This window comes from Streptomyces sp. NPDC045678, assembly GCF_056432085.1.
Map to the genome: position 1 here is coordinate 1387856 of NZ_JBWKJS010000001.1, position 14814 is coordinate 1402669.

Sequence of the window (14814 nt, forward strand, 5' to 3'; positions counted from 1 at the left end):
ACACCCGGGTCACCCGTTAGGACCGTAGAAGCCAGGTCCACCGATCGGGAGTCCGGATGATCGAAACGCCGTCCCTGGTGGATCAGTACTGCCATGGCGTCCTCCGCACGGAGCTGGGCCTCGGCACCTTCGAGGCCCACCTCGGCCGGGGCGGGGGACCGCCCGCCCCCGGCACCACCTTCTTCGACACCCAGACCGGTTTCGCGGTGCGCCGCTGGTGCCCGCCGCTGCTCGGCATCGAGCCGCACTGCCCGCCGGCCCGCTATCTCGCCCGCCGCCGCGAACTGGGCGTCCTGGAGTCGGGGCGGCGCCTGCTGCGCGGCAGCGGCATCACCACGTACCTCGTCGACACGGGCCTTCCCGGGGACCTGACGGGCCCCGGCGAGATGGCCTCCACCGGCGACGCCGACGCCCGCGAGATCGTCCGCCTGGAATTACTGGCCGAGCAGGTCGCGGACACCTCGGGCACCGCCGACACGTTCCTCGCCAACCTCGCCGAATCCGTGCACGCGGCCGCCGCCGGAGCCGTCGCCTTCACCTCGGTCGCGGGCGTACGGCACCCGCTGGCCCTCGCCCCGGAACCGCCCGGACCCGGCGAGGTGCGGGGCGCGGTGGGGCGCTGGCTGGCGGACCGGCAGGTCGGCGGGGCGCTCGCCGATCCCGTACTGCTGCGGCACCTGCTGTGGATCGCGGTGGCCTCGGGGCGGCCGCTCCAACTGCATGCGGGGGCCGGGGACCCGCAGACGTACTTCGGCGAGTTCGCGCGGGCCACCGCGGGGCTCGGCACGGATCTGGTGCTGCTGCACGGCTATCCGTACCACCGCAGCGCCGCGCACCTGGCGGCCGTCTTCCCGCACGTGTACGCGGATCTGGGCCCCGCGCTGGTGCGCACCGGGGCCCGCGCGGCCGCCGTGCTCGCCGAGATCCTGGAACTCGCGCCCTTCGGCAAGCTGCTGTTCTCCAGCGGCGCCCACGGGCTGCCCGAGCTGCACGTCGTCGGGGCACATCTGTTCAGGGAGGCCCTCGGCCGGGTGCTGGGCACCTGGGTCGCGGAGGGCGCCTGGTCGCTCACCGACGCGCAGCGCGTGGCGGGTCTCATCGCCGCGGGCAACGCGCGGCGGGTGTACGGGCTGCCGGACGGGTTCTCAGACGGCCGAGAGCCGTGAGTCGTCGGCCTGGGCGGGCAGATCGGCCGTGGTGAGCGGACGCTCCCGCAGCGAGAGCAGGACGCGGATCACGGCGATCCACACCACGCACGAGCCGAGCATGTGCAGGCCGACGAGGAGCTCCGGCAGGTCCGTGAAGTACTGGACGTAACCGATCGCGCCCTGCGACAGCAGGATCAGGAACAGCTGGCGGGTGCGGGTCAGCGGGCCCCGGGGCGCGTCGACGGCCTTCAGGACGAACCACAGGGCGAACGTCAGCGTCACCACGACCCACGCGATGACGGCGTGCAGCTTGCTGACCGCCTCCCAGTCGACGCCCATCCGCGGCACGTCACTGGAGTCGCCCGCGTGCGGCCCCGCGCCCGTCACGACGGTGCCCGCCACGATCAGCACGGCGGAGACCGCGACCAGGACCCACACGAGCTGCGTTACGGGCTTGCCGACCAGCGGGCGCGGTTCGGCGTCGCCCTCCTGGACCCGCTGCCACATGACGACGGCGACCGCGATCAGGGCGGAGGAGAGCAGGAAGTGTGCCGCGACCGTGTACGGGTTCAGGCCGACGAGTACGACGATGCCGCCGAGCACCGCGTTGCCCATGACCAGCCAGAACTGGATCCAGCCGAGCCGGGTGAGGCTGCGCCGCATCGGCTTCTGCGAGCGGGCCGCGATGATCGCCCAGCCGACGGCCGCGCACAGCACGTACGTCAGCATGCGGTTGCCGAACTCGACGACTCCGTGGAAGCCCATCTCGTGGGTCGCGGTCAGCGAGTCGTCCGTGCACTTGGGCCAGGTCGGGCAGCCGAGGCCCGAGCCGGTCAGGCGGACGGCGCCACCCGTCACCACGATGAGGACCGTCATGACGAGGGAGATCAGGGCCGCCTGCTGGACGGTCCGCTGCGTGGGGGTCCAGCGCTCGGCGATGAAGGCGAGCGGGTTCCGCACGGCTTGAGCGATGTCGGCTCGGGTCACGTTTGGCACGCGCCCCATCGTAGGGGGCCGCTTGTGCACGGCTTCACGAGGGGGACGTTTCCACGCCGGCCTACTCCCAGCGGAAGAACTTCGCCGCCGCGCCGAGCCCGAGCACCGCCCACACCGCGAGGATCCCGAGGTCCCCCCACGGCATGGCCGCGCCGTGCTGCAGGACGTCGCGCAGGCCGTCCGAGAGCGCCGAGATGGGAAGCAGCCCGAGCAGCGTCCGCGCCGCGTCGGGGAACTTGTCGAGGGGGACGATCACGCCGCCGCCCATGAGCAGGAGCAGGAAGACCAGGTTCGCGGCGGCCAGGGTCGCCTCCGCCTTGAGCGTGCCCGCCATCAGCAGGCCGAGCCCGGAGAACGCCGCCGTGCCGAGCACGAGGAGCAGCAGGACGGCGAACGGGTTGCCGTGCGGCGACCAGCCGAGCGCGAACGCGATGACCGTGACGAGGACGACCTGCAGGACCTCGGTGACCAGCACCGAGAGCGTCTTCGCCGTCATCAGCCCCCAGCGCGGCAGCGGCGAGGCGCCGAGCCGCTTGAGCACCCCGTAGCGGCGCTCGAAGCCCGTCGCGATGGCCTGCCCGGTGAACGCCGTCGACATCACGGCGAGCGCGAGGATGCCGGGCGCGAGGAAGTCGACGGCCTCGCCCTTGCCCGTGTCGACGATGTCGACCGCGCTGAACAGCACCAGGAGCAGGGTCGGAATGATGACCGTGAGGAGCAGCTGCTCGCCGTTGCGCAGCAGCATCTTCGTCTCAAGAACCGCCTGCGCCGCGATCATGCGGGAGAGCGGGGCGGCGCCCGGCTTCGGCGTGTACGTACCGGCGGCGCTCATCCGCGCAGCTCCTTACCCGTGAGCTCGAGGAAGACGTCTTCCAGGGTGTGGCGTTCGACCGAGATGCGGTCCGGCATGACTCCGTGCTGGGCGCACCACGAGGTGACCGTGGCGAGCAGCTGCGGGTCGACCGTGCCGCTCACGCGGTAGGAGCCGGGGGTGAGTTCGGCGGCGGCGGAGTCCGGGGGCAGGGCCTTGAGGAGCGAGCCGACGTCGAGGCCGGGGCGGCCGGTGAAGCGCAGGGTGTTCTCGGCGCCGCCGCGGCACAGCTCGTCCGGGCTGCCCTGGGCGATGACCTTGCCCGCGTCGACGATGGCGACGTCGTCGGAGAGCTCCTCGGCCTCGTCCATGTGGTGTGTCGTGAGGATGACGGAGACCCCGTCGCGGCGCAGGTCGCGCACGAGCTCCCAGGTCGCCCGGCGGGCCTGTGGGTCGAGGCCCGCGGTCGGCTCGTCGAGGAAGACCAGCTCGGGCCTGCCGACTACGGCCATGGCGAGCGCCAGACGCTGCTGCTGGCCGCCGGAGAGGCGCCGGTAGGTGGTGCGGCCGCAGGTGCCGAGGCCGAGCCGCTCGATCAGCGCGTCGACGTCCAGCGGGTGGGCGTGGAGCTTGGCCACGTGGCGGAGCATCTCGTCGGCGCGGGCGCCGGAGTAGACGCCGCCGGACTGGAGCATCACGCCGACGCGGGGCCGCAGCGCGTCCGCCTCGCGGACCGGGTCGAGGCCGAGGACGCGGACGGTGCCGGAGTCCGGCTTCCGGTAGCCCTCGCACGTCTCGATCGTGGTGGTCTTGCCCGCGCCGTTGGGGCCGAGAACGGCGGTGATGCCGGCCTCCGCCGTCAGGTCGAGACCGTCCACCGCGGTCTTGGGGCCGTACCGTTTGACCAGATTTTCGACCTGTACGACAGGCTCGTTTCGCATGGTGAGCCAGTCTAGGGACGGACCGGAGGTCCTGGCTGCGCGGGGCGGTTCGTCGCCATCCACCGCTCCGCGTACGCCACGGCGTCCGCCACCGGGAAGAGCCGTGACTCGGCGGCGCCGACGAAGCCGCGTACGACCTCGGTGTCCTGCTCGAAGGCTTCGCCGAGCTCGGCGAAGTCCCCCTCGTCGATCGACCGCTCCCGCACGGTCTTCCAGACGCGCCCCCGGGATGTCATCGCGGCGAACGAGGTCTCCTCCTCGGGGCCGGGGACGCGGTACTCGGCCAGGTGGAACGAGGTGCACGAGCCGTAGCCCGCGCCGAGGAGGAGGACGCGGGCGCCCGCCTTCTCCAGGCGGGCCAGGGGGCTGCGCTCGCCGAGCCGGCAGTCGCGTGCGTGCCCGGCGGTGATCGTGGCGGCGGCGGGGCCGAGCGCCGCGAACGACGTCTGCGGGTGGGCGCTGCGCAGGGCGCCGGGCCAGGTGCGGACGGTCTCCGGGACGACGCCGACGCCGTAGCTGGCGGAGGTCAGCGGGTCGTACGCCGGGATCGACGCGCGGAGCTCCGGCCACCACTCCTCGGGCACGGGAGGGTTCTGCCACACCGAGGGCTCGGAGTTGTCGCCGGTGTGCGTGGGGACCACGAGCGTGCCGTCGGGGCCCAGGGCGTCCAGGAGCGCCTGGACGAGGGCGACGGCTCCGCCGCTCACCCAGCCGAGCGCGCTGAGCGAGGTGTGGGCGAGGAGGGTCTCGCCGGGGCGCACGCCGAGCCGGAGCAGCTCGCGCGCGAGGGACTCGCGCGTGCACAAAGGGCCGGTGGGAGGGGGTGTCGGCATGGTCAGGCAGTCTCCTGGACCGACCGGCCGAGCGCCACCCAATTGATCGATCAGTGATCGTTTCCGCAGGTCAGCTTAGGTTTACCTAAGTGATGCAGCGCACCGTCCGGTGATCAGGACGCGGGTTGTCAGGCTCTGAGGAATTACGCAACAATGGCGTTGTGAAAAACGTTGGCGAGGCTCCGCAGGAGGAACTCGCGACAGGTGAGCGTTCGACGCGCAACCGTGTCGCGCGGTCCATCCTGGACCACGGCCCGTCCACCGTCGCCGATCTCGCGAAGCGCCTCGGCCTCACCCAGGCGGCCGTCCGCAGGCACCTGGACGCCCTCGCCCACGAGAACGTGGTCGAGCCCCGCGAACAGCGGGTCTACGGCGCCAGAACCCGGGGCCGTCCCGCCAAGGTCTTCGCGCTGACCGACTGCGGGCGCGACGCCTTCGACCAGTCGTACGACAAGCTGGCCGCGGAAGCGCTCCGGTGGATCACCGAGCACCACGGTGAAGAGGCCGTCGTCGCGTTCGCCCGGGCGAGGATCACCGCCCAGGCCGAGACGTACAGGCAGGCGATCGACGCCGCGCCCCCCGAACAGCGCACCGAGGCTCTGGCGAAGGCGTTGACCGCCGACGGGTACGCTGCTACGGCGCGCAGCGCACCGGTCGGCGAACAGCTCTGCCAGCACCACTGCCCGGTCGCCCATGTCGCCGAACAGTTTCCGCAGCTCTGCGAGGCCGAGACGGAGATGTTCTCCGAACTCCTCGGCACGCATGTGCAGCGCCTCGCCACCATCGCCCACGGAGACGGCGTCTGCACGACGTTCATTCCGCGCAGCGGCGGCAGCGGCAGCACCACCACCAGGCAGACCACCACACCAGCATCAGCAAGCACGGCCGGGAGGAACCCCGCATGACGCTCCCCACCACGGAGACTGCCCACCCCGAACTCGAGGGTCTGGGCAACTACGAATACGGCTGGGCCGACTCCGACGTCGCCGGTGCCTCTGCCAAGCGCGGCATCAACGAGGACGTCGTCCGCGACATCTCCGCGAAGAAGAACGAGCCGGAGTGGATGACCAAGCTCCGCCTCAAGGGCCTGCGCCTCTTCGACAAGAAGCCCATGCCCAACTGGGGCTCGGACCTCTCCGGCATCGACTTCGACAACATCAAGTACTTCGTGCGCTCCACGGAGAAGCAGGCGGAGTCCTGGGAGGACCTGCCCGAGGACATCAAGAACACGTACGACAAGCTCGGCATCCCCGAGGCGGAGAAGCAGCGCCTCGTCGCCGGTGTCGCGGCCCAGTACGAGTCCGAGGTCGTCTACCACCAGATCCGCGAGGACCTGGAGGAGCAGGGCGTCATCTTCCTGGACACCGACACGGCGCTGAAGGAGCACCCGGAGCTCTTCAAGGAGTACTTCGGCACCGTCATCCCCGTCGGTGACAACAAGTTCGCCTCGTTGAACAGCGCCGTATGGTCCGGTGGCTCGTTCATCTACGTCCCCAAGGGCGTGCACGTCGAGATCCCGCTCCAGGCCTACTTCCGCATCAACACGGAGAACATGGGCCAGTTCGAGCGGACCCTGATCATCGTCGACGAGGACGCGTACGTTCACTACGTCGAGGGCTGCACCGCGCCGATCTACAAGTCGGACTCGCTGCACTCCGCCGTCGTCGAGATCATCGTCAAGAAGGGCGGCCGCTGCCGCTACACGACGATCCAGAACTGGTCGAACAACGTCTACAACCTGGTCACCAAGCGCGCCGTGGCGTACGAGGGCGCGACCATGGAGTGGATCGACGGCAACATCGGCTCCAAGGTGACGATGAAGTACCCCGCCGTCTACCTCATGGGCGAGCACGCCAAGGGCGAGACGCTGTCCATCGCCTTCGCGGGCGAGGGCCAGCACCAGGACGCCGGCTCCAAGATGGTCCACATGGCGCCGAACACGTCCTCCAACATCGTCTCCAAGTCGGTGGCGCGCGGCGGCGGTCGTACGTCGTACCGCGGCCTCGTCGAGATCGGTGAGGGCGCCGCCGGATCGAAGTCGAACGTGCTCTGCGACGCACTGCTCGTCGACACGATCTCGCGCTCGGACACCTACCCCTACGTCGACGTCCGCGAGGACGACGTCTCCATGGGACACGAGGCCACCGTCTCCAAGGTCTCCGACGACCAGCTCTTCTACCTGATGAGCCGCGGCATGACGGAGTTCGAGGCCATGGCGATGATCGTGCGCGGCTTCGTCGAGCCGATCGCCAAGGAGCTGCCCATGGAGTACGCCCTGGAGCTGAACCGGCTGATCGAGCTGCAGATGGAGGGTTCGGTCGGTTAATTCCGGCGACCATCCTCCGCAGCGACTGACTTCTTACGCAGAGAGAGAGCACGACGACAGCCATGGCTGAGGCTCAGAACATCCCGGTCGGTTCGACGACCGCCGGATCCATCGCGGTGGCCGCCGAGTCCACCGTCGCCACCCGCATGAGCGCGCCCCCGTCCTACGACGTGGACAGCTTCCCGGTCCCGCACGGCCGCGAGGAGGAGTGGCGGTTCACGCCGCTGGAGCGCCTGCGCGGGCTGCACGACGGCACGGCGGTCGCCGACGGCGGGATCCGCGTCGAGGTGAGCGCCCCCGAGGGCGTCACCCAGGAGACCGTCGGCCGCGACGACGCCCGCGTCGGCAAGGCGGGCAAGCCCGTCGACCGCGTCGCCGCCCAGGCCTACTCGTCCTTCGAGAAGGCCTCGGTCGTGACCGTCCCCAAGGACACGGTGCTCACCGAGCCCATCCGCATCGCCGTGCACGGCGAGGGCGGCACCGCCTTCGCGCACCAGGTCGTCGAGCTCGGAGCGTTCGCCGAGGCCCTCGTCGTCATCGACCACACCGGTGACGCCGTGCTCGCCGCCAACGTCGACTTCGTCGTCGGCGACGGCGCCAAGCTCACCGTCGTCTCCGTCCAGGACTGGGACGACACCGCGGTGCACGTCGCCCAGCACAACGCGCTGGTCGGCCGTGACGCGTCCTTCAAGTCCGTGGTCGTCACCTTCGGCGGCGACCTGGTCCGCCTCCACCCTCGCGTGAACTACGCGGGCACCGGCGGCGAGGCCGAGCTCTTCGGTCTGTACATCACCGACGCCGGCCAGCACCAGGAGCACCGCCTCCTGGTCGACCACAACACCCCGCACTGCAAGTCGAACGTCGTCTACAAGGGCGCGCTCCAGGGCGACGACGCCCACGCGGTGTGGATCGGTGACGTCCTCATCGAGGCCGCGGCCGAGGGCACGGACACGTACGAGATGAACCGCAACCTGGTTCTGACCGACGGCGCCCGGGTCGACTCGGTGCCGAACCTCGAGATCGAGACCGGCGAGATCGTCGGCGCGGGCCACGCCTCCGCGACCGGCCGCTTCGACGACGAGCAGCTCTTCTACCTGCAGTCGCGCGGCATCCCGGAGGAGGAGGCGCGCCGCCTCGTCGTCCGCGGCTTCTTCGCCGAGCTGGTCCAGCAGATCGGCCTGCCCGACGTCGAAGAGCGCCTCATCGCGAAGATCGAAGAGGAGCTGGAGGCGTCGGTCGCATGAGTCTCGACCAAGCCCGCTTCGTTCGGGCCTGCGGACTGAGTGAGCTGGAAGAGGACACCCCGAAGCGGGTGGAACTCGACGGCACGCCGGTCTCGGTCGTCCACACCGAGGGCGAGGTGTACGCGATCCACGACATCTGCTCGCACGCGAACGTCTCCCTCTCCGAGGGCGAAGTGGAGGACTGCCAGATCGAGTGCTGGCTGCACGGCTCCAGCTTCGACCTCCGCACCGGCAAGCCGTCCGGCCTTCCCGCGACGCGCCCCGTCCCCGTATACCCCGTAAAGATCGAAGGGGGCGATGTACTCGTTGACGTACACGCCTCCCTTTCCCAGGAGTCCTGAGGCACCCATGGCAACGCTTGAAATCAAGGACCTGCACGTCACCGTCGAGGCCGACAACGCCACGAAGGAGATCCTCAAGGGCGTCGACCTGACCGTGAAGCAGGGCGAGACCCACGCCATCATGGGCCCGAACGGCTCCGGCAAGTCGACGCTCGCCTACTCGGTCGCGGGTCACCCCAAGTACACGATCACCCAGGGCAGCGTGACCCTCGACGGCGAGGACGTCCTCGAGATGTCCGTCGACGAGCGCGCCCGCGCCGGCATGTTCCTGGCCATGCAGTACCCGGTCGAGGTCCCCGGCGTCTCGGTCTCCAACTTCCTGCGCACGTCGGCGACGGCGATCCGCGGCGAGGCCCCCAAGCTGCGCACCTGGGTGAAGGAGGTCAAGTCCGCGATGGAGCAGCTCCAGATGGACCCGGCCTTCGCCGAGCGCAACGTGAACGAGGGCTTCTCCGGCGGTGAGAAGAAGCGCCACGAGATCCTCCAGATGGAGCTCCTCAAGCCGAAGATCGCGATCCTCGACGAGACGGACTCCGGCCTGGACGTCGACGCGCTGCGCCAGGTCTCGGACGGCGTCAACCGCGTCCGCGAGACCGGCGAGGTCGGCACCCTGCTGATCACGCACTACACGCGCATCCTGCGCTACATCAAGCCCGACTTCGTGCACGTCTTCGCCAACGGCCGCATCGCCGAGTCCGGCGGCGCCGAGCTCGCCGACAAGCTGGAGGCCGAGGGCTACGAGGCCTACACGAAGGGTGGCGCATCCGCGTGACACAGCTGCCGGGCCTCCTCGACACCGAGGCGATCCGCAAGGACTTCCCGATCCTGGATCGCACGATCCACGACGGCAAGAAGCTCGTGTACCTGGACAACGCGGCGACCTCGCAGACTCCGCGCCAGGTCCTCGACGTACTGAACGAGTACTACGAGCAGCACAACGCCAACGTTCACCGCGGCGTGCACGTCCTCGCCGAGGAGGCCACGGCGCTGTACGAGGGCGCCCGTGACAAGGTCGCGGAGTTCATCAACGCGCCGAGCCGGGACGAGGTGATCTTCACCAAGAACGCCTCGGAGTCGCTCAACCTCGTGGCCAACATGCTGGGCTGGGCCGACGAGCCCTACCGCGTGGACCACGAGACCGAGATCGTCATCACGGAGATGGAGCACCACTCCAACATCGTCCCGTGGCAGCTGCTCTCGCAGCGCACGGGCGCGAAGCTGAAGTGGTTCGGCCTCACCGACGACGGCCGCCTCGACCTCTCCAACATCGAAGAGGTCATCACCGAGAAGACGAAGATCGTCTCCTTCGTGCTCGTCTCGAACATCCTGGGCACGCACAACCCGGTCGAGGCCATCGTGCGCCGCGCCCAGGAGGTCGGCGCGCTCGTCCTCATCGACGCCTCGCAGGCCGCCCCGCACATGCCGCTGGACGTGCAGGCGCTGCAGGCCGACTTCGTGGCCTTCACCGGCCACAAGATGTGCGGCCCGACGGGCATCGGCGTGCTGTGGGGCCGCCAGGAGCTCCTGGAGGACCTGCCCCCGTTCCTCGGCGGCGGCGAGATGATCGAGACCGTGTCGATGAACTCGTCGACGTACGCGCCCGCGCCGCACAAGTTCGAGGCCGGCACGCCGCCGGTCTCCCAGGCCGTCGGCCTGGGCGCGGCCGTGGACTACCTCTCGGCCATCGGCATGGACAAGATCGCCGCGCACGAGCACGCGATCACCGAGTACGCGGTCAAGCGCCTCCTTGAGGTCCCCGACCTCCGGATCATCGGCCCGACGACGGCCGAGGAGCGCGGCGCCGCGATCTCCTTCACGCTCGGCGACATCCACCCGCACGACGTGGGCCAGGTCCTCGACGAGCAGGGCATCGCGGTGCGCGTGGGCCACCACTGCGCCCGTCCCGTCTGCCTCCGGTACGGAATTCCTGCGACCACGCGAGCGTCGTTCTATCTGTACTCCACGCCCGGCGAGATCGACGCTCTCGTAGACGGCCTGGAGCACGTACGGAACTTCTTCGGCTGAGGGGCTGGCTGGGAACGTGAAGCTGGATTCGATGTACCAGGAAGTCATCCTGGACCACTACAAGCACCCGCACGGGCGTGGTCTGCGCGATGGCGACGCCGAGGTGCACCACGTCAACCCGACGTGCGGCGACGAGATCACGCTGCGCGTCAAGTACGACGGGTCGACGATCGCCGACGTGTCGTACGAGGGCCAGGGCTGCTCCATCAGCCAGGCCAGCGCGTCCGTCCTGAACGACCTGCTGGTCGGCAAGGAGCTCGCCGAGGCGCGGCAGATCCAGGAGGTCTTCCTGGAACTGATGCAGTCCAAGGGCAAGCTGGAGCCGGACGACGCGATGGAGGAGGTCCTGGAGGACGCGGTCGCGTTCGCCGGGGTCTCCAAGTACCCGGCGCGCGTGAAGTGTGCTCTGCTGAGCTGGATGGCGTGGAAGGACGCGACGGCCCAGGCGCTGGGCACCGATGCCGCCGACGTCGCTGAGAGGAAGACCGCATGAGCGAGAACGAGACCCTGACCACGAAGCCCGCTTCCGAGGAAGAGGTCCGCGAGGCGCTGTACGACGTCGTCGACCCCGAACTGGGCATCGACGTCGTCAACCTCGGCCTGATCTACGGCGTGCACATCGACGACGCCAACATCGCCACGATCGACATGACGCTCACGTCCGCGGCCTGCCCGCTGACCGACGTCATCGAGGACCAGGCGAAGTCGGCGACGGAGGGCATCGTCAACGAGCTCCGGATCAACTGGGTCTGGATGCCGCCGTGGGGCCCCGACAAGATCACGGACGATGGGCGCGAGCAGCTTCGGGCGCTCGGGTTCAACGTCTGAGGTGGTCTGAGACCGCACTGTTTCGAGGCCCCCTGGAGGATTCTCCGGGGGGCCTCGGCACGTTCAGCGGCGCAGCGCACGGACGAACGTCCGGAAGGCGCTGATCCGTTCCTCGCCGCGCAGTCCCCGCAGCGCGGCGAGGAACCCGATGAGCACGGCGAGGACAAAGACGAGCGGGACGAGGACCATGAAGATCAGGTCGGTCGACGGCATGAGGGCCCTTTCGACGGCACTTGAGGACTGGACTGACGGCGTGCTGGCCTGTCGTGCCGATCGAAGCCCCGAGCGGTGCTGCGCGGTGTGGTTCCGCCCCCTCGGAACCTTCATCTGTGCAGGTCAAACTCCATGAACCGGAATTCCGGAGCGGTCCGGGTCAGCTCCGGAAGCCACGGTCGGCGGCGCGGGCCCGGTCCTCCCGGAAGGGCTTGAACCAGTCGTCGGGAGCGAGATTCGCCATCCCGAAGTGCTGGTTGACGTCGTCGTCGGGGTTCTCGATGCCTTCCATCCAGGGCTCATAGAGCATCAGTACGTCGTGATCCTCGAAGAGCGCGTCCTTGCACGTCCACCAGTCGTAGTCATCGGGGTGGGCCGGTAGTCCTTCGGCGCATTCCTCGGCGAGAGCCGGTGTGTCCTCGGTGATGGCCGACGCGTGCTCCAGTGCCAGATGCAGGGCCATCTGCTCGCCCGTACAACGCGGCAGAGGGAGACGGTTGCCGGTGATGTCGTCCGCGAGGTCGTCGAAGCAGCGGATCATCTCCCGGCGCCAATGGGTTCCCTGCTCCCAGGTCTGGGCCGGCAGTAGGTCGAAGCAGCCGATGAAGGATTCCTCGGCGGTGACCGGGCGGTCCTCGATCTGCTTCAGGCCGTCCCGGGCCATGTCCGCCTCGATCTCCAGTGCGGCTTTCAGCACGGCCAGTGTGCGTGGAGTCGGCTGCCAAGGGGTGCCGTCTTCGTACTCCTCGTCCGGGCGGTCCAGATGCCCCTCCGGCGGCTGGACGTCGGCGAGAACCGGCTGTCGGAAGTACGCGACGGAGAGCGGATCGCCGAGCTTCGCCGCCCGCCGGTAGCACTTGTGCGCCTTCTCGTACTTGTGGCAGCGCTGGTAGAGGTTTCCCAGCAGCCGGAGGGACAGCAGGTCGCCGTGGTCGGCGGCGCGGCGGTACCAGTGCTTGGCGGATTTGGCCTGTCCGTTCCACTTGCCCTCCTGTTCGGCCTCGTCGAACAGCTTCTGCAGCGAATCGGACACCCGGCGCATGCGGTCCTGCGGTGATTCATCCGGCGAGTAGAACTTGCCGCGCCATTCGTTGAGCAGCCCGAGGGCCCGCATGGCGACGAAGTCTCCGGCTTCCGCGGCGATGACGTAGAGCCTCTCGGCCTCCTCCCGGCGTCCTTGGGTGAAGAAGACCTGAGCGAGGTTCGTGGTCGCCTCCCGGTGCCCCTGCTCCGCCGCCTTGAGGTAGAGCCTCTCCGCCTCATCGAAGTCCTGTTCCTGGTACGCGAGCAAGCCGAAGCGGAAGAAGGCGTCCGGGACTTCCGCTTCGAGCGCCAGGGCCCAGAGCCGCTCGGCCTCGTCGTGCTCTCCGCGCCCCTCGCGCAGGCTCGCGAGTTTGGCGCCCGCCTCCGGGAAGCCTGCATCGAAGGCCCGGCGCCACCATTTCTCGGCCTTCTGCGAGCGGCCCCTCCGTGAGTACCGCACACCGAGGTTGAGCATGCCTTTGGCGTTGCCCGCCTTGGCGAGGCGCAGCCACCATGCCGCCGCGGCATCCTCCTTGCCCTGGTCCAGGAGGATCGAGCCGACGTACAGCATGGAGCCGTGGTGGCCGTCGTCCGCGGCCGTCAGGAAGGAACGCAGCGCGAGGTCGATCCGGTCGGCGCGGTAGCAGGAGACGCCCACGCTGTAGCGCTCCTCCTTGGACGAGGCATGGGCGACGGCCGCCTCTCTGACCTCGTCCGGCACCGCCGGGGCGGTATCGCTGAGGGAGAGCATGTCGACGAGGTAGTCGAAGGGCCGCCACAGCTCTTCCCCGACGGGCAGCAGGAGCCGACTGACGCCGATCGGGTCCTGGCTCGCCCAGGCCAGCGCTTCGTCGAGCGGCTCCGGTGCGAGCAGGGCGTCCGATTCCCCGGCGAGATATCCGGTGTGCAGCGATGTGATCAGGCCGGTCGGGAGCGGGCCGCCCAGACCCGACCGTGCGAGGTCGACAGCGGCGGACACGAGGGCGTGACCACGCGGATTGCCGCCGACGTAACGGGAGTTGCGCCAGCGGTCCCACAGGTGTGGGCCCGCCGACAGGTACTCGGCGATGCCGTGCCGTTCATGGTGGCGCAGGGCGTCGACCAGGCGCGGATCGGTCTGCTCCTGGGTGCGTTCCAGTTCCGGTGCGCTCCACACCCGGGGCAGACCGATCGTCTCGGCGGCCTTGAGGACGGGGTCGCCGAAGTCGAGCCGGGTGTAGGCGTCGCCGCCCTTGGCGGTACGGGTCGGGCGGGGCCTGCGGCTGTTGTACTCGGCGAGGCGCATGGTCGCCAGGAGGACGGACCGACAGTCGACGAGACGTCGCAGCACGTCGGCGTCGAGCCTGCCGGACCCCAGGAAGTGCTCCAGCTCGTCCAGCCAGATCACGCACTGTCCGCCCTGCTCGGCCAGGGTGCGGGCGGTCTCGACGCAGGCGTCGAAGGAGCTTTCCGGGGGTGGGCAGAGGAGAGGGAGGTCCGGTAATACGCGCTGCATGGCCTCGAAGGCCGTACGGGTCTTCCCCGCCGTCGAATCGCCCGTGAGCAGCACCATGCCTCCGGTGCGGGACGCCGCGCGCAGAGCGTTGTCCACGACCGGGTCGATGTCTCGCGCTACGTACGGGGGCACCGGGGCGAGCCCGTCGTTCTTCCGGGCCTGGCGGACGCCGAGCAGGATCGGGTCCGCGGCCCGGACGAGCCGTTCGTCCCGGGGTGCTGGGGCCGTCCTGCGGGCAGGCGGCGCCGTGGGTTCGCAGGCGCGGTACAGGGCCTCCCACCGGCGGGGGTCGATCTGGGTGCGCGAGGCATTCGACAGCTCGCCGACGATGCTCAGGAGCGTCTGCAGCGACGCCCAAGTGGCGGGCCGGGACCTGCCGTTCTGCCAGCTGCTCAGCACGGTCCGGGAGAGGGTGACGCGGTGCCGGGCGCGGCTGGCCGCCACGATGCGGTCGAGTGTCAGACCCGACTCGCGTATGAGCCGGCGGACTGCCGCTCCGAACTCCGGATGCTGCGCATGAGCCATGGAGGGGTCCCCACTTCGACGACGTGGTCCCCATTCTGCACCGGCTTTTGTGTACGAGTGTACGC

15 protein-coding genes are annotated in these 14814 nt (G+C 69.6%); 9 read left to right on the forward strand and 6 right to left on the reverse strand.

The window, feature by feature from the left end:
• Positions 1 to 56: 56 nt before the first annotated feature.
• Positions 57 to 1166 carry an amidohydrolase family protein gene (locus tag AC07DO_RS06150; RefSeq protein WP_479057398.1) on the forward strand — a complete coding sequence of 370 codons (1110 nt, stop codon included), beginning with the start codon at positions 57 to 59 and terminating at the stop codon, positions 1164 to 1166.
• On the opposite strand, the gene AC07DO_RS06155 is transcribed toward AC07DO_RS06150, so the two are convergent.
• From AC07DO_RS06155 to AC07DO_RS06170, 4 genes are read right to left on the reverse strand one after another with little or no spacing between them, the layout of a single operon-like run.
• Entirely contained in the window at positions 1146 to 2153 is a 1008-nt protein-coding gene (locus AC07DO_RS06155) for a COX15/CtaA family protein (RefSeq protein WP_479057399.1), read from the reverse strand. The genes AC07DO_RS06150 and AC07DO_RS06155 overlap by 21 nt on opposite strands.
• A gap of 52 nt (positions 2154 to 2205) precedes the next feature.
• A complete protein-coding gene (locus AC07DO_RS06160; RefSeq protein WP_479057400.1) occupies positions 2206 to 2976 on the reverse strand; it encodes an ABC transporter permease in 771 nt (256 codons plus the stop codon).
• Positions 2973 to 3896: an ABC transporter ATP-binding protein gene (locus AC07DO_RS06165; protein ID WP_479057401.1), complete on the reverse strand. Its 924-nt coding sequence runs from the start codon at positions 3894 to 3896 to the stop codon at positions 2973 to 2975. Before AC07DO_RS06165 ends, AC07DO_RS06160 begins: the two co-directional genes overlap by 4 nt.
• 11 nt (positions 3897 to 3907) lie before the next feature.
• Positions 3908 to 4729, reverse strand: a complete 822-nt coding sequence (locus tag AC07DO_RS06170; RefSeq protein WP_479057402.1) for an AAC(3) family N-acetyltransferase — start codon at positions 4727 to 4729, stop codon at positions 3908 to 3910.
• 161 nt (positions 4730 to 4890) lie between these two features.
• Between AC07DO_RS06170 and AC07DO_RS06175 the strand changes: the two genes are divergently transcribed.
• The 8 genes from AC07DO_RS06175 (at position 4891) to AC07DO_RS06210 (ending at position 11493) form a co-directional block, all read left to right on the forward strand.
• A complete protein-coding gene (locus AC07DO_RS06175; protein WP_479057403.1) occupies positions 4891 to 5634 on the forward strand; it encodes a helix-turn-helix transcriptional regulator in 744 nt (247 codons plus the stop codon).
• A complete protein-coding gene (gene sufB, locus AC07DO_RS06180) occupies positions 5631 to 7055 on the forward strand; it encodes a Fe-S cluster assembly protein SufB (RefSeq protein ID WP_479057404.1) in 1425 nt (474 codons plus the stop codon). Before AC07DO_RS06175 ends, sufB begins: the two co-directional genes overlap by 4 nt.
• Positions 7056 to 7117: 62 nt before the next feature.
• On the forward strand, positions 7118 to 8299 hold the full coding sequence (gene sufD, locus AC07DO_RS06185) for a Fe-S cluster assembly protein SufD (protein ID WP_479057405.1): 1182 nt from the start codon (positions 7118 to 7120) through the stop codon (positions 8297 to 8299).
• Positions 8296 to 8640 (forward strand): bifunctional 3-phenylpropionate/cinnamic acid dioxygenase ferredoxin subunit, encoded by a 345-nt coding sequence (locus AC07DO_RS06190; protein ID WP_055566801.1) that lies wholly within the window; start codon positions 8296 to 8298, stop codon positions 8638 to 8640. The genes sufD and AC07DO_RS06190 overlap by 4 nt, the downstream gene beginning before the upstream one ends.
• Positions 8641 to 8647: 7 nt before the next feature.
• Entirely contained in the window at positions 8648 to 9412 is a 765-nt protein-coding gene (sufC, locus tag AC07DO_RS06195; protein WP_055566802.1) for a Fe-S cluster assembly ATPase SufC, read from the forward strand.
• Positions 9409 to 10665, forward strand: coding sequence for a cysteine desulfurase (locus AC07DO_RS06200; protein ID WP_479057406.1), 1257 nt, complete (start codon positions 9409 to 9411; stop codon positions 10663 to 10665). The genes sufC and AC07DO_RS06200 overlap by 4 nt, the downstream gene beginning before the upstream one ends.
• A gap of 16 nt (positions 10666 to 10681) precedes the next feature.
• Entirely contained in the window at positions 10682 to 11158 is a 477-nt protein-coding gene (sufU, locus tag AC07DO_RS06205; protein ID WP_479057407.1) for a Fe-S cluster assembly sulfur transfer protein SufU, read from the forward strand.
• Positions 11155 to 11493, forward strand: a complete 339-nt coding sequence (locus AC07DO_RS06210; protein ID WP_030358830.1) for a metal-sulfur cluster assembly factor — start codon at positions 11155 to 11157, stop codon at positions 11491 to 11493. The genes sufU and AC07DO_RS06210 overlap by 4 nt, the downstream gene beginning before the upstream one ends.
• Before the next feature lie 63 nt (positions 11494 to 11556).
• On the opposite strand, the gene AC07DO_RS06215 is transcribed toward AC07DO_RS06210, so the two are convergent.
• Both AC07DO_RS06215 and AC07DO_RS06220 read right to left on the reverse strand, forming a co-directional pair.
• Positions 11557 to 11706 (reverse strand): hypothetical protein, encoded by a 150-nt coding sequence (locus AC07DO_RS06215; RefSeq protein ID WP_479057408.1) that lies wholly within the window; start codon positions 11704 to 11706, stop codon positions 11557 to 11559.
• A gap of 160 nt (positions 11707 to 11866) precedes the next feature.
• Positions 11867 to 14749: a tetratricopeptide repeat protein gene (locus tag AC07DO_RS06220; RefSeq protein WP_479057409.1), complete on the reverse strand. Its 2883-nt coding sequence runs from the start codon at positions 14747 to 14749 to the stop codon at positions 11867 to 11869.
• Between the last annotated feature and the right edge of the window lie 65 nt (positions 14750 to 14814).

What these genes read in the sequence shown, in the direction of transcription:
- AC07DO_RS06150 (WP_479057398.1), top strand. Translation starts at nt 57, where the DNA reads ATGATCGAAACGCCGTCCCTGGTGGATCAGTACTGCCATGGCGTCCTC.
- AC07DO_RS06155 (WP_479057399.1), bottom strand. Translation starts at nt 2,153, where the DNA reads ATGGGGCGCGTGCCAAACGTGACCCGAGCCGACATCGCTCAAGCCGTG.
- AC07DO_RS06160 (WP_479057400.1), bottom strand. Translation starts at nt 2,976, where the DNA reads ATGAGCGCCGCCGGTACGTACACGCCGAAGCCGGGCGCCGCCCCGCTC.
- AC07DO_RS06165 (WP_479057401.1), bottom strand. Translation starts at nt 3,896, where the DNA reads ATGCGAAACGAGCCTGTCGTACAGGTCGAAAATCTGGTCAAACGGTAC.
- AC07DO_RS06170 (WP_479057402.1), bottom strand. Translation starts at nt 4,729, where the DNA reads ATGCCGACACCCCCTCCCACCGGCCCTTTGTGCACGCGCGAGTCCCTC.
- sufB (WP_479057404.1), top strand. Translation starts at nt 5,631, where the DNA reads ATGACGCTCCCCACCACGGAGACTGCCCACCCCGAACTCGAGGGTCTG.
- sufD (WP_479057405.1), top strand. Translation starts at nt 7,118, where the DNA reads ATGGCTGAGGCTCAGAACATCCCGGTCGGTTCGACGACCGCCGGATCC.
- AC07DO_RS06190 (WP_055566801.1), top strand. Translation starts at nt 8,296, where the DNA reads ATGAGTCTCGACCAAGCCCGCTTCGTTCGGGCCTGCGGACTGAGTGAG.
- sufC (WP_055566802.1), top strand. Translation starts at nt 8,648, where the DNA reads ATGGCAACGCTTGAAATCAAGGACCTGCACGTCACCGTCGAGGCCGAC.
- AC07DO_RS06210 (WP_030358830.1), top strand. Translation starts at nt 11,155, where the DNA reads ATGAGCGAGAACGAGACCCTGACCACGAAGCCCGCTTCCGAGGAAGAG.
- AC07DO_RS06215 (WP_479057408.1), bottom strand. Translation starts at nt 11,706, where the DNA reads ATGCCGTCGACCGACCTGATCTTCATGGTCCTCGTCCCGCTCGTCTTT.
- AC07DO_RS06220 (WP_479057409.1), bottom strand. Translation starts at nt 14,749, where the DNA reads ATGGCTCATGCGCAGCATCCGGAGTTCGGAGCGGCAGTCCGCCGGCTC.